Here is a 12,621-nt window from a genome sequence, read left to right as displayed (position 1 = left end):
TTGTTTGGGAGTGGGGGTCTTGTAGGGTGTCGGGGTACTTGATGGGTCGGGACCGAGTGTCGGGACCGAGCGTGCTGGGGGTTCTCATGCGGACTGGCAAGTTGCGTTGGATGATGGCGGTGCTCGTGGCACTGGCCTTGGCGGTGGCGGGGTGCGGCAACGACGACGACTCCGCTGGGGACGACGGGGCGGCGCCAACCGCGGAGGCCCCGGCGGCCACCGAGCCGCCCGAGGTCGACGACCCCGAGCCGGAACCCTCGACCCCCGAGCCAGACGAGCCAGCGCCCGAGGAACCGACCGACCCGCCCGAGGACGAGCCCGAGTTCGAGCCACCGCCCACCCCGGAACCGCCGCCGGAAATCGAGTTGACCGCCACCTGGCGAGGGGTGACCGCCGACACCATCACCATTGGCGTCTCCTACCTCGACATCGAGGCATTGGTCGACCTGGGGTTCTCGCCCGCGACCTGGGGCGACCAGGAACTGGTCATCCAGGCCTTGACCGACGACATCAACGAGCGGGGCGGCATCAACGGTCGCCAGGTCGAGGTGATCATGGACAAGTACAGCCCCATCGGCATCACCGAAGCCGAAGCCGCCTGCCTGCGACTCACCGAGGACAACGAGGTGTTCGCGGTGTTGTTCGGGTTCCTCGGCCCCGCCGAAGTGGCCAACACCTGCATCGTCGGCAACCAGGAGACGGTCCTGGTGGGCGGCACCATCACCGACGAGCGCATGGCCGAGGCCCGGGCTCCGTGGGTCAACGAGCGGGCCCCCCGCGCCCGGGTCACCAACGCGCTGTTCGCGCTGCTCGACGAGGAAGGCGAGTTGCAAGGACGCTCCATCGCCATCGTGGCCGACGCCTCGGCCGCCGCTCAGCTCGAAGAGGTCGCCGGGTTGGTGCGGAACTTCGGCGTCGAACCGGTCCTGGAGGTGGCCACCTCCTCGGCCGTCGGCGATCTCATCGCCCAGAACCAAGAGTGGTCCGCGCTGTCCGAACGCATCAGCGCGGCGGGCGCCGACACCCTGTTGTTGGTGGGCAACGCATCCGCCGGCATCCAGAATGCCTCCCTGTACGGCCTCGACGTGGACGTCTGGGCCACCGACGCCTCCGGTTTGGGCAGCAACATCGGCAGCAACGTGGAACCCGAAGCGGCCCGGGGCGTGATCTCCGTGGCCGCCATGACCGGCGCCCAGATGTACGAGTCCGATCCCCGATTCCAGGAGTGCTTCGACGCCTTCACCTCCCGGCACCCCGACATCGAGGTCAAGCACCCCGACACCCTGGAGGAAGGCGAACCGCTGTGGTTCACCAGCCTGTCCGGTCACTGCCGGTTCTTCCAGTTGTTCGAGCTGCTGGCCACGTCCGCCGGGCCCGAACTGACCCATGAGACCTTCGCCCAGGCCATCCAGGATGCGGGCGATTTCTCCATCGCGGGCCAGCCCTATGCCTCCTTCGGGCCGGACAAGTTCTCCAGCAACGACTCCTTCCAGCTCGTCGCCCAGGACCCCGACATCGGGGCCCGGGGCGAGTTGGTTCCCTTGGGACCGCTGCGGGACACCACCCCGTAAGGGCCTGACGGCCAACCGCAGTACTCGACCCCCAACGGGGATACGGTTGCCTCCATGAGCGACCACACTGGTTCCCCCCACCCGCTGGCCGGTGCCTTCGACGAGGGTCGGCCCGCCTTGGGGGCGTGGGCTGGCCTGCCGACGGCCATGGGGTGCGAGATCATGTCCCGGGCCGGCTTCGACTACGTGTGCATCGACATGCAGCACGGGCTGGCCGACTATTCCGACGCCCTGGGGATGCTGGCGGCCATCGACCTGGGCACGGCCACCCCGGTGGTGCGGGTGCCGTGGAACGAGCAGGGCATCATCGGGCGGATGCTGGACGCCGGCGCTCTCGGCATCATCGTGCCCATGGTCAACAGCCGGGCCGAGGCCGAAACCGCGGTGCGATCCTGCCGCTACGCCCCCGAGGGGGCGCGCAGCGTGGGGCCGGTCCGGGCGAGCCTGCGCGACGGTCCCGGCTACTTCGCCGGGGCCAACCGGGCGGTGCAGTGCATCCCCATGGTGGAGACCACCACGGCCCTGCAGCACCTGGACGACATCTTGTCCACCCCCGGCGTCGACGCCATCTACGTCGGACCTTCCGACCTGTCGGTGAGCCTGGGGTTGGGTCCGGGCAACAACGACGGCCACGCTGACTTCGACGACGCCCTGGCCACCATCGTGGCCGCCTGCGGTCGCCACGGCGTCGTGCCCGGCATCCACTCCACCCCGACCCTGGCCCCCACCCGAATCGAGCAGGGGTTCCGCATGGTCACCGTCACCGCCGATTCCGCCGCCCTCACCGCCGCGGTCACCGGCCACCGCCAATCGGTGTTGGCCGCTCTCGACGGCCACTCCGAGGCCAACTCCAAAGAGGCCGACCGACCATCAGGGAACGAATCCCTCTACTGAGCCCTCCCTGGAAGGCCACCCATCCGGACTACTCGCGGTAGCGGCGGATGATGGCGGTGGTGTCGAGGCGGTTCTCGCCGACGGCGGCGGTCTCGGCGGTGTAGCGGCGGCACAGCTCCACCAGGGGGATGGGGGCGCCCAGGTCGGCGGCGGCGTCGGCCACCAGGTTGAGATCCTTCAGCATCCAGTCGACGGCGAAGCCGAAGTCGAACTCGTCGGCCACCATGGTGTGGCCCCGGTTCTGCAGGTACCACGAGCCCGCCGCCCCCTTGGTGACCGCGTCCAGCACCTTCTCCATGTCCAGACCGGCCCGCTCGCCGAAGGCCAACGCCTCGGCCGCCCCCTGCACGGTGCCCGCGCACAGTATCTGGTTGACCATCTTGGTGAGCTGGCCCGACCCCGCCGGCCCCATGAGGGTGACCGCCGAGGCGTAGGCGTCCATCACCGGTGCGGCGGCCTCGAAGTCTTCGGGCCGGCCCCCGCACATCACGGTCAGCACCCCGTTCTCGGCCCCGGCTTGGCCCCCCGAAATGGGGGCGTCCAGCCACCCGATCCCCCGCTCGGCGCACACGCCGGCCAACTCCCGGGCCACGTCGGCCGACGCCGTGGTGTGGTCCACCAGCACGGAGCCCGCCGCCATGGCGCCCAGCGCACCGTCGTCGCCGAGCACCACCGCCCGCAGGTCGTCGTCGGCCCCCACACAGGTGAACACGAACTCGGCCCCGGCGGCCGCCTCGGCCGGAGTGGCGGCCAAAATCCCCGGATGGCGCTCGGCCCACCGCTGGGCCACCTCGGTGGTGCGGTTGAACCCCCGCACCTCGTGGCCGGCGGCCACCAGGTGCCCGGCCATGGGAAAGCCCATGTTGCCCAGTCCGATGAATGCGCACACGCTCATGGAGGTCACGTTACCCAGCGGCGGTGACAGTGACCCGTCGGGAAGCCACCAGGTCGATCGGTGCGGCCCGGTCGACCCACGGGCAGGCAGGGCCGATGGAGGCCCCAACCACTAGCATCGGCCACGATGACCGAGCCCGGCTACGACATCTTCTCCGCCGACTCCCATGTGATCGAGCCCCACGACCTGTGGCAGATCTACACCCCGGAGGCCTACCGGGACCGGGCCCCCCGTCTGGTCCACGAACCCACCACCGACCGGCTGGTGTGCGACCAGGCCCGACTCCCCCCGGTGGGGCTGTTGGCCGGCTGCCTGCGCGCCGACGACGACGTGCGGGCCAAAGGCCGCTGGGACGAGGACGTGCCCGACGTGGGCTGGGACCCGCAGTCCCGCCTGGAGGCCCTGCGCACCGACGGGGTGACCGGCGAGGTGCTCTACCCCACCATCGCCATGCAGATGTACCCGATCCGTGACGTGGAGTTCCAGTGGGCCCTGTTCGAGGCCTACAACACCTGGATCGGGGAGTTCGTCAGCCAGGTACCCGACACCTTCGTGGGCATCGGGCTGTTGTCGCCGGTGGACCTGGATCGGGCCACCGCTGAGATCAAGCGGTGCCGGGCCATGGGCCTGCGAGGGGTGATGATCCCGGTGGTCAACGGGGAGGACAATCCCTACCACGACCCGGCGTTCGATCCTCTGTGGGCCGCGGCGGTGGAGCACGCCATGCCGGTCAACCTCCACGCGGCCACCACCCGCGACCCCGACAAGGCCTGGGACCAGGGCACGTCCACCCGCTCGGTGCTGCAAACCGTCGACATCCAGGAGGTGGTGCTCGACCTCATCTTCGGCGGGGTGTTCGACCGCTTCCCCGACCTGATGATCGTGTCGGCCGAGAACGACGTGGGCTGGGCGGGCAACCTGCTGGAGCGGGCCGACTACTGGTTCCACCGCCACGGCCGGTTGCTCAAGGACATGAACTGCCAACAGGAGCCGTCGCACTACTGGCGCCGGAACTTCCGGGTGACGTTCATGCGGGACCGCACCGGGGTGGCCGCCCGCGAGGTGATCGGCACCGAGACCATGATGTGGGGCAACGACTTCCCCCACCACGTGTCCACCTGGCCCAACAGCCAGGCGGTGATCGCCGAGCACTTCGCCGACGCCGGCGACGACGTGCGCGACGCCGTCGTGTCGGGCAACGTGCGGCGGCTCTACGACATCCCGGCGTGAGAGAGTAGAGAGCCATGGCCACAACCTGGACCGAGGACCATCCCGCCTTCCGGGTGGCCGCCGCCCGTCGCATCCTGGGCCGGGAGGGGTGCGAGAGCCGGGTGGCGGGCCACGTGTCGGTGCGCCACCCCGAACGTCACGACGCCTTCTGGGTGTCGCCGTTCGGCTACTTCAGCGAGACCCTGCCCGGCGACGTGAACTGCTACGACATGGACCTGCAGCTCCTGGAGGGCGACACCCCGGCGTCACCGGCGGTGCGGTTCCACGCCGGGTTCTACCAGGCCCGTCCCGACGCCAACTCGGTGATCCACACCCACTCCCACTACGTGGAGGTGCTGTCCACCACCGGCAAGGACGTGGGCATGTACTCGGCCGACGCCTGCCTGTTCTACCGGGAGCAGGCCCACTACGCCGACAACGGCATCGACAACCCGGTGGACGGCCCCCGCATGGCCGAGGCCCTGGGGGAGCGGTCGGTGGTGATCATCGGCAACCACGGGGCCTGCTTCGTGTGCGGCTCGCTGGAGGAGGCCACCGTGAAGGCCATCGCGCTGGAGACCTCGGCTCGAGCCCACTTCGAGGCCCAGATCGTGGGGGGCCACGAGATGCCCGAGGCCGAGGCCGCCCGGGCCAAGAAGGCCTACCACCGCTACTTCATCCCCATGATGTGGGAGGCCAACTACCGCCGCCTGCGCCGCACCGACGCCGACCTGTTCGAGGCGTTGGCCGACTCGTAGATGGCCGACCCGCACCCCGTGGACGGAACGGAGGAGGTGGCCGACCCGCACCCCATGGACGGGATCGGGGTGGTGGACCTCATGTTGGGGGTGCCCCCCAACCGCGACGCCTGGTTCGCCGACTACGAGGGGCTGCTCAAGGACACCGAGAGCCGCGGGTTCGGCCACGGCGCGGGCTACATGTTCAAGGATCTCCCCCACGTGGACGGCACCGTGGACTACGTGGCCTACCTGCTGGCCGAGATGGACCGCTGGGGGGTGGACAAGGGCCTCCTGCCGGTGGGCTTCGGCGACACCTGGGGCACCCGGGCGGTGACCGAGCACCCCGACCGCCTGTACGGCAGCTTCCTGGTGGACCCCAACCTCGGGATGCGGGGGGTGCGCGACCTGCGCCGAGCGGTGGACGAACTGGGGGTGATCGCGGCCGCCTGCTTCCCCACCGGACTGCACCCCCAGGTGAACATCGGCGACCCGCTGATGTATCCGGTGTACGCCACGTGCTGCGAGCTGGACATCCCCATCTGCATCAATGCCGGTGTGCCGGGGCCCCGGTTCCCGTTCGGCCCTCAGCACGTCGAGCACCTCGACCGGGTGTGCTACGACTTCCCCGAGTTGGTGGTGGTCACCCGCCACGGGGCCGAACCGTGGGGCGCGCTGATGGTCAAGCTCATGCTGAAGTGGCCGGGGCTGCACTACTCCACCTCGGCGTTCGCCCCCAAGCACTACCCCGAGAGCGTCATCGCCTACGCCAACACCCGGGGGGCCGACAAGGTGATGTACGCGGGCTACTTCCCCTCCGGACTGTCGCTGGAGCGGACCATGACCGAAATGCGCTCGGTCCCGTTCCGTGGCCACGTCTGGGCGAAGTTCCTACGGGACAACGCCCTGCGGGTGTTCAACATGGGCGACACCTGACGAGTCGGTGGCCGTGCCCGCCGGTAGGGCACCCGGTGGCGGCCCCGCCACCGAATGGGCGCAACTAGTGTGGGCTGTCGCCGCCACCATGAGCGGCAAGCGACCCGAGAACCACCAAAGAACAACCGGAGAGGAGCGCAACCATGCCCGAGCGAGAGTCCTACAACCACGGGGTTTTCAACTGGACCGACCTGTGCGTCGACGACCCGGAGAGGGCCAAGGAGTTCTATGCCGCCCTGTTCGGGCTGAGCTTTCTGGACGAGACCGACGCCCACGGCAACGTCTATTCCCTGGGCCAGAAGAACGACCGACCGGTGTTGGGGGTGATGGTCAAGCCCGCCGAGATGGCCGAAGCCGGGATACCCAACGTGTGGGAGACCTACATCAAGGTGGACGACGCGGACGCCGCCCTGGCCGCATCGGTGGCGGCGGGGGGCACGGCCATGGGCCCGGTCATGCAGGCCACCGACGCCGGGCGCTTGGCGGTGGTGGCCGACCCCACCGGGGGCGTGGTGGTGCTGTGGGAGCCCATCGACCACCAGGGTGCCCACCTGGTGAACGAGCACGGCACGCTGTGCTGGAACGAACTGGTCACCTCCGACGTGGCCGCGGCCACCGCCTTCTACTCCGAGGTGCTGGGCTGGACGACGGTGCCGCTGGGCATGAACGACATGGTGGGCATCCGCCAGGGCGCCGACATGATCGGCACCATCTCCCCGCTCCCCGCCGAAGGGGTACCCACTCACTGGGCGGTGTACTTCGCGGTGGACGACTGCGACGCCACCGTGGCCCAGTGCCAGAGCCTGGGCGGCTCGGTCACCGTGCCCGCCATGGACATGCCCCCGGGCCGCATGGCCCAGTTGGCCGACAACCAAGGCGCCATCTTCTGGGTCATCACCCTCAACCCCGACTTCTCCATGGCCTGATGACGCCGGCCCCCACCACCGGCGGCCCAATCGTCAACCAGTCGGCCACCGCCACCAACCCGAAGGGATTCCCATGAGCAGCACACTCGGCACCGACCCCACCACCCCGCCGGGGGCGTACCAGGGGTGGGAGGGGCGCGTGGGACGGACCATGGCGGGGTCGGATCCGTGGTGGGCCGAGGCGGCCCGGGCCCCGGAGGGGGCACCCAACATCGTGGTGGTGCTGGTGGACGACCTGGGCTTCGCCGATCTGGGCTGCTACGGCTCGGAGATCGACACCCCCCACATCGACCGGATGGCCGCCGAGGGGCTGCGCTACCTCAACTTCCACGTCAACCCCATGTGCTCGCCCACCCGGGCGTCGCTGCTCACCGGGCTGAACCATCACGACGTGGGCGTGGGCCACGTGTGCCACTCCGACCCCGGCTTCCCCGGCTACACCGCCGAGCTCACCGAGCACTGCGCCACCATGGCCGAGATCCTCCAGGCGGCGGGCTACGCCACGCTGATGGTGGGCAAGTGGCACCTCTGCAAGGACTCCAACCTGGTGGGGCCCCGGCACTCCTGGCCCCTGCAGCGAGGATTCGACCACTACTACGGCATCCTCGACGGGTTCACCAACTTCCACCACCCCCACCGGCTGATCCGCGACAACAGCGTGGTGCGCACCGACCGCTACCCCGACGACTACTACTTCACCGACGACATCACCGACGAGGCCATCGCCATGGTGCGCGAGCAAAAGGCGGCCCGCCCCGACCAGCCGTTCTTCCTCTACCTGGCCCACGGGGCCGTCCACGCCCCCCTGCAGGCCAAAGAGGCCGACATGACCAAGTACCGGGGGGCTTACAACGCGGGCTGGGACGAGATCCGAGACCGCCGCTACCGCCGCCAGATCGAGTTGGGCATCGTCGACGCCGGCACTACGCTTGCCCCCCGCAACACCGAGGAGGGCAACGACGTCACGCCCTGGGACGAACTCTCCCCCGTCCAACAAGAGGTGTTCGCCCGCTACATGGAGGTGTTCGCCGCCATGGTGGACAACGTCGACCAGAACTTCGGGCGGCTGCGGGGTGCGCTGGAGGACCTGGGCGAGTGGGACAACACGCTGGTGCTGTTCACCTCCGACAACGGGGCCTCCCGGGAGGGTGAGGACACCGGTTGCTCCCAGTACTTCGAGATCCTGTCGCCCACCACCGGCGACGTGGCCGTCGACCACGCCCGCCTCGACCTTTTGGGCGGGCCCCAGACCCTGGCCCACTACCCCCGCGGGTGGGCCATGGCCGGCAACACCCCGTTCCGGCTGTACAAGTGCAACACCCACGCCGGCGGCCATCAGGTGGCCATGATCTCGTCGTGGCCCGATGGCCTGGCCGACCCCGGCGGGCTCCGCCGCCAGTACCTGCACATCACCGACGTGTTGCCCACCGTGTTGGACGTGGTGGGTCTGCCGGCCCCCTCGGCCCGCAACGGCGCGCCGCTCAAGGGGCCGTTGGCCGGGGCCAGCTTTGCGGCCACGTTCACCGACGCCGGCGCCCCCGAGCACCACCCCGAGCAGTACTACGAGCAGCAGGGCCACCGGGGCTTCTACCGCCAGGGGTGGGAGGCGGTCACCCTGCACCGGCCGATGACCCCCTTCGGCGACCACGAGTGGGAGGTGTACCACCTGGCCGAGGACCCCACCGAGATGGTCGACCTCTCCGACGCCGAGCCCGAGCGGCGCCAGGAGCTGATCGACGCCTGGGAGGCGGCCGCCCACCGCTACCAGGTGTACCCGCTGGACGAGGGGTCGATGCTCAAGTTCGTGCAGCGGCCCCCGTCCGAGCAGGTGTACGAGGCGCCGGTGCGGATCACGCCGGGCACCGACACCCTGGAGCGCTACCGGAGCATGAAGCTGATCGCGGCCCGGTCGTTCACCGTGGACACGGTGTTCCGGTACGCCGACGGCGACGCCGGGATGCTGGTGGCCCACGGCGACCAGGGCGGGGGCTACGCCCTGTACATCGACGACGGCGAGTTGGTGTACTGCCACAACGGGTACGGGCACATGCGCCACCTGTCGGGCGGACCACCGGCGCCGGGCAACCACACGGTGCGACTGGCCTTCACCATCACCGACGGGTTCGCCTGGGATCTGCGCATCCTGGTGGACGGGGCCGAGGTGGCCGCCGGCGAGGGGTTCACCGGCATGTGGACCATGGCCCCCTTCGAGGGGATCGACGTGGGCATCGACCGCCGCTCGCCGGTGTCCTGGGACATCTACCGGCGCCACGGCCCCTTCCCCTACACCAACACCATCGAGTCGGTCACCTACACCCCCGGCGAGCCCGGCCGCATGGCGTCGATCCACACCACCCGCATCCTCAAGGAGATGGGCGCCCGCTTCGAGTAGTCACGATCGGCCCGCGCCGGGGCCGGCCACCCCGCGCGTGGGGCGTTGGGCAACCGGGGGTCAGTCCCAGCGAGGGCGGGGGGATTCGGGGAGCCAGGTGTCGGGCTGCTGGGCGATGAGGTAGTTGTAGTCCCAGTACTCCCGCCAGTGGGCGATCTTGCCGTCGCGGATGTCGAGGCGGCACAGCACCGGGAGGCCAGCGGTCTCGCCGCCGGGGTGGTGCCACACCTCCACCCGCTCCACCAACACGGTGTCGCCGCTCACCCAGATGTCGCTCACGCCCAGCTCGAAGCGGTCGAGCCCCGACAGGCCCACCTCCAGCTTGGCCACGATCCCGGCGTGGCCCACCGTGCCGCCGGTGTCGGTCTCGAAGGGCATGTCCTGATACACGCCGTCCTCGGTGAACAACTCGGCCACCGCGGCCCAGTCCATCCGCTCCAGGGCCTCGAACAGGGCCTCAGCCACCGCCCGGTTGGCGCTCTCGTCACTCATCGCATCCTCCGTTTCAAGGTGGCAACCCAGGTTCAAGCCCCTTACGGGGTACGCACAAGAGCCTAGGTCAGCGCGGCCATTGGGGTCGCCGACTCGCCACCACCCTTGCTCAGGCCCCGGCCAAGCCGGCCAGACATTGGCGGCGGCGGTCGGCGGACATCGTGACCAAACTCTGCACCACCGGCAGGATTCGCAGCCCGGAGGGCAGTTCGTCCACCGCACGTTGCACGGCCTCGGGAGCAGCCTGCGCAATGGCTTCGGCCCGCTCGACCCCTTCGGAGGCGCCCAGACCCACCGCCCGGGCCGTGGCTTCCCATGCGTGCTTGCTCTCCGCGGTGATGATCCTCCGATCGGACAGGGCCGACATGGCCAACGAATAGGACCGATAGTGATGAGGGTCGTAGGGCATCATCGACCAGATGTCATAGAGCGGCGCCAACCGCACCCGGCCTCCGGCCAGCAACAGGCTGTAGTTCTTGGAGTGGCCGTCGGTGTTGCACATCACCCAGTTGAACACCAGCGCATCAAAGAACACTCTGAGGTCCACATCCCGGTCGGCGGAATGATCGGCCAGGAGGCGGGCCAGGCGCTGCACGCTGTGGCCCTCCCCGCGGTCATTCTGATAGAGGGGTACCTCCGGTTCGCCGCAGGCCTGGTGCAAGTCCTCCTGGTGGACCCGACGCAAGGTGCCTCCCACGTCGATGCGGTCGAAGCGACGGACCACCAGCACCGGATGTCCGGCGATCACGGCCATCTCGGTGGCAACAGCAGGGAGTCCACAGTGCCTGGCCGCCTCCAGACATAAGTGCTCATTGACCGATTGATCAGCCAAGTCCCTCATCGACGGCTTGAGGATGTGCGTCGTCGGCAACAGTCCAGACAGCCACCCCTCCACCCGGCGATCCTCGATCTCGCCGTCGGCCAGGGGAAGGGACAGCGAGAGTGGGGAGGCGTCAGGACGGCGGGAGTATTCGTCGTCGTAGGTGAGACACAGCAGCGACCCACGTCGGGCAATGCGACCGACCTGCTCTCCCCCGATGCGGACGAGCAGCAAGTCCTCAGGCATCCACGCCGCCGGGGCCCAGGCCCTCCAGCACCCGGTCGATGTCGGTGACCGGGCGTTCGTGCAGGGCCAACGACAAGCCGAGGACGCCCAGCAGGCGCATCATACGGTGGGTACCGCAACTGCCCTTGCCGTTCTCAAACGCCGACAGCCACTGGGGCGACACGCCGGCCTGGCGGGCGGCCTCCTGCTGGGTCATGCCCAGCTCCTTCCTCCGCTCCTTGAGGGCACGCGACACTTCCGGCGGTGTCCTCAAATCCCAGTCCAGCGCAGCCAGCGTGTACGTCGCCCTCGTCATGCATCCTCAAGTTTCATCTATTCCTGAAACTCTTGCTTCCGAGTTGGGGTTTCAGGTTTAGGTGAACTCTACTCGATACTGTGGAGTTTCAGGAAAAAGCGAAGTCTCGGGTCACTCGGGGTCGGGGAGGTTGAGGTAGCGGGCCAGCATTTGGGTGGAGGGGTTGACCCGCTCGATCACGGCGCCGTCCTCGGGGCTGAAGAAGCCGTATTTCACCTGCATGTTCACGATGGCCACCATGATGATGGAAAAGCGCAGGCAGCCCCAGGCCTCGAAGTAGTCGACGTGCTCGGCAGGGCGGCCACGCTGTTGCTCCCAGCGGGCGATGGTGGCGTCCCGGTCGGGGAAGCCGGGGAGCCAGTCGCAACCGGCGCCCTCGCTCAGGTACCGGTTCATGAACAAGAACCACCCCAAGTCCACCTCGCCCGGCCCCAGATGGGCCATCTCCCAGTCGAACACGGCCAACACCGTGAAGTCGTCGGCGTACATCAGGTTGCTGGGACGGGCGTCGCCCCAGTTCAACTCGATGGGCATCGATCCCGACGGATCGTTGGCCTCGAACCAGTCCAGGGCGGCGTCGATCAGGGGCTTCGGACGATCCTCGGAGGCCCAGTCGGCGTAGTAGCGCTGGTAGCCCAAGGCCTGGGCGAATCCGAGCGAGCCGTACCTCGGGTCATCCAGGAAGTCGAACCCGGTGGCCTGCCAGTCGGTGGCCGACACCGCGGCCAGGATGTCCACCGAGGAGTTGTACAGCACCGCCTGCTGTTGCGGGGTGGCTTCGTACACCCATCCCCCCTGGAAGAACGGCGGGTTGTCGGTGGGGACCCGGCCGTGCAGTCGCTCCATGATGAAGAACGGCTCCCCCAACACGGTGCCGGTGTCCTCCACCCACAACACCTCGGGCACGGGCACGGCCCCGCAGGCGGCCATGTTCTGCATCGACCGGTACTGCACCGCCATGTCGTAGGAGGGGAAGATGGCGTAGTCCTTCGGACGCTTGCGGACCACGATGCCCGAATCCCGGCGTTGCCCGTCGGCGTGCCAGGTGGCGTCGCACACCAGGGTCTCGTTGCTGAAGCCGGAGGCCTCGGGGTTCACCAGGTTGGTCACCTCGGCCCCGGTCACGCCCGGCTGGGCGTTCATCCAGTCGGACAGGGAACCCTTGAGGGCCTCGATGTCGCGGTCTTGGGGAATGGCCATGGAAACCG

At 68.9% G+C, this 12,621-nt stretch carries 12 protein-coding genes; 7 read left to right on the top strand and 5 right to left on the bottom strand.

Annotated elements, in window-relative coordinates:
- Positions 1-86: 86 nt before the first annotated feature.
- Together ACOQPQ_RS11810 and ACOQPQ_RS11805 are read left to right on the top strand one after the other, a co-directional pair.
- Complete coding sequence (locus ACOQPQ_RS11810; RefSeq protein WP_420639628.1) at positions 87-1,571, top strand: ABC transporter substrate-binding protein; 1,485 nt, start codon at positions 87-89, stop codon at positions 1,569-1,571.
- 54 nt (positions 1,572-1,625) lie between these two features.
- The gene (locus ACOQPQ_RS11805) at positions 1,626-2,465 is read left to right on the top strand and encodes an HpcH/HpaI aldolase family protein (RefSeq protein WP_420639627.1); all 840 of its coding nucleotides are present in this window, start codon (positions 1,626-1,628) and stop codon (positions 2,463-2,465) included.
- Between the two features lie 28 nt (positions 2,466-2,493).
- Here the strand turns inward: ACOQPQ_RS11805 and ACOQPQ_RS11800 are convergent, their stop codons facing one another.
- Positions 2,494-3,360: an NAD(P)-dependent oxidoreductase gene (locus ACOQPQ_RS11800; RefSeq protein WP_420639626.1), complete on the bottom strand. Its 867-nt coding sequence runs from the start codon at positions 3,358-3,360 to the stop codon at positions 2,494-2,496.
- Between the two features lie 126 nt (positions 3,361-3,486).
- Here ACOQPQ_RS11800 and ACOQPQ_RS11795 point away from each other — a divergent pair, with 126 nt between their 5' ends.
- The 5 genes from ACOQPQ_RS11795 (at position 3,487) to ACOQPQ_RS11775 (ending at position 9,560) form a co-directional block, all read left to right on the top strand.
- Positions 3,487-4,590: an amidohydrolase family protein gene (locus ACOQPQ_RS11795; protein ID WP_420639625.1), complete on the top strand. Its 1,104-nt coding sequence runs from the start codon at positions 3,487-3,489 to the stop codon at positions 4,588-4,590.
- 14 nt (positions 4,591-4,604) lie between these two features.
- Positions 4,605-5,327: a class II aldolase/adducin family protein gene (locus ACOQPQ_RS11790; protein ID WP_420639624.1), complete on the top strand. Its 723-nt coding sequence runs from the start codon at positions 4,605-4,607 to the stop codon at positions 5,325-5,327.
- Positions 5,328-6,242, top strand: coding sequence for an amidohydrolase family protein (locus ACOQPQ_RS11785; protein ID WP_420639623.1), 915 nt, complete (start codon positions 5,328-5,330; stop codon positions 6,240-6,242).
- Between the two features lie 143 nt (positions 6,243-6,385).
- Positions 6,386-7,168, top strand: coding sequence for a VOC family protein (locus ACOQPQ_RS11780; protein WP_420639622.1), 783 nt, complete (start codon positions 6,386-6,388; stop codon positions 7,166-7,168).
- Positions 7,169-7,241: 73 nt separating this feature from the next.
- On the top strand, positions 7,242-9,560 hold the full coding sequence (locus ACOQPQ_RS11775; protein ID WP_420639621.1) for an arylsulfatase: 2,319 nt from the start codon (positions 7,242-7,244) through the stop codon (positions 9,558-9,560).
- 60 nt (positions 9,561-9,620) lie between these two features.
- Here ACOQPQ_RS11775 and ACOQPQ_RS11770 read toward each other — a convergent pair whose 3' ends face one another.
- The 4 genes from ACOQPQ_RS11770 to ACOQPQ_RS11755 form a co-directional block, all read right to left on the bottom strand.
- On the bottom strand, positions 9,621-10,052 hold the full coding sequence (locus tag ACOQPQ_RS11770) for a nuclear transport factor 2 family protein (protein ID WP_420639620.1): 432 nt from the start codon (positions 10,050-10,052) through the stop codon (positions 9,621-9,623).
- A 109-nt stretch (positions 10,053-10,161) separates the two neighbouring features.
- Entirely contained in the window at positions 10,162-11,118 is a 957-nt protein-coding gene (locus ACOQPQ_RS11765) for a HipA domain-containing protein (RefSeq protein WP_420639619.1), read from the bottom strand.
- On the bottom strand, positions 11,111-11,413 hold the full coding sequence (locus ACOQPQ_RS11760; RefSeq protein WP_420639618.1) for a helix-turn-helix transcriptional regulator: 303 nt from the start codon (positions 11,411-11,413) through the stop codon (positions 11,111-11,113). Before ACOQPQ_RS11760 ends, ACOQPQ_RS11765 begins: the two co-directional genes overlap by 8 nt.
- A gap of 111 nt (positions 11,414-11,524) precedes the next feature.
- Positions 11,525-12,613, bottom strand: coding sequence for a phosphotransferase family protein (locus tag ACOQPQ_RS11755; RefSeq protein WP_420639617.1), 1,089 nt, complete (start codon positions 12,611-12,613; stop codon positions 11,525-11,527).
- Between the last annotated feature and the right edge of the window lie 8 nt (positions 12,614-12,621).

Source organism: Candidatus Poriferisocius sp. (assembly GCF_965219775.1).
Lineage (GTDB): Bacteria > Actinomycetota > Acidimicrobiia > Acidimicrobiales > Bin134 > Poriferisocius.
The sequence above is the reverse complement of the archived record's forward strand: the minus strand, read 5'-3'. Positions and strand labels throughout refer to the sequence as shown.

Excerpts from the sequence above, each read along its gene's own strand:
- ACOQPQ_RS11795 (WP_420639625.1), top strand. The coding sequence starts at position 3,487 with ATGACCGAGCCCGGCTACGACATCTTCTCCGCCGACTCCCATGTGATC.
- ACOQPQ_RS11805 (WP_420639627.1), top strand. The coding sequence starts at position 1,626 with ATGAGCGACCACACTGGTTCCCCCCACCCGCTGGCCGGTGCCTTCGAC.
- ACOQPQ_RS11810 (WP_420639628.1), top strand. The coding sequence starts at position 87 with ATGCGGACTGGCAAGTTGCGTTGGATGATGGCGGTGCTCGTGGCACTG.
- ACOQPQ_RS11765 (WP_420639619.1), bottom strand. The coding sequence starts at position 11,118 with ATGCCTGAGGACTTGCTGCTCGTCCGCATCGGGGGAGAGCAGGTCGGT.
- ACOQPQ_RS11770 (WP_420639620.1), bottom strand. The coding sequence starts at position 10,052 with ATGAGTGACGAGAGCGCCAACCGGGCGGTGGCTGAGGCCCTGTTCGAG.
- ACOQPQ_RS11800 (WP_420639626.1), bottom strand. The coding sequence starts at position 3,360 with ATGAGCGTGTGCGCATTCATCGGACTGGGCAACATGGGCTTTCCCATG.
- ACOQPQ_RS11755 (WP_420639617.1), bottom strand. The coding sequence starts at position 12,613 with ATGGCCATTCCCCAAGACCGCGACATCGAGGCCCTCAAGGGTTCCCTG.
- ACOQPQ_RS11780 (WP_420639622.1), top strand. The coding sequence starts at position 6,386 with ATGCCCGAGCGAGAGTCCTACAACCACGGGGTTTTCAACTGGACCGAC.
- ACOQPQ_RS11775 (WP_420639621.1), top strand. The coding sequence starts at position 7,242 with ATGAGCAGCACACTCGGCACCGACCCCACCACCCCGCCGGGGGCGTAC.
- ACOQPQ_RS11785 (WP_420639623.1), top strand. The coding sequence starts at position 5,328 with ATGGCCGACCCGCACCCCGTGGACGGAACGGAGGAGGTGGCCGACCCG.
- ACOQPQ_RS11790 (WP_420639624.1), top strand. The coding sequence starts at position 4,605 with ATGGCCACAACCTGGACCGAGGACCATCCCGCCTTCCGGGTGGCCGCC.
- ACOQPQ_RS11760 (WP_420639618.1), bottom strand. The coding sequence starts at position 11,413 with ATGACGAGGGCGACGTACACGCTGGCTGCGCTGGACTGGGATTTGAGG.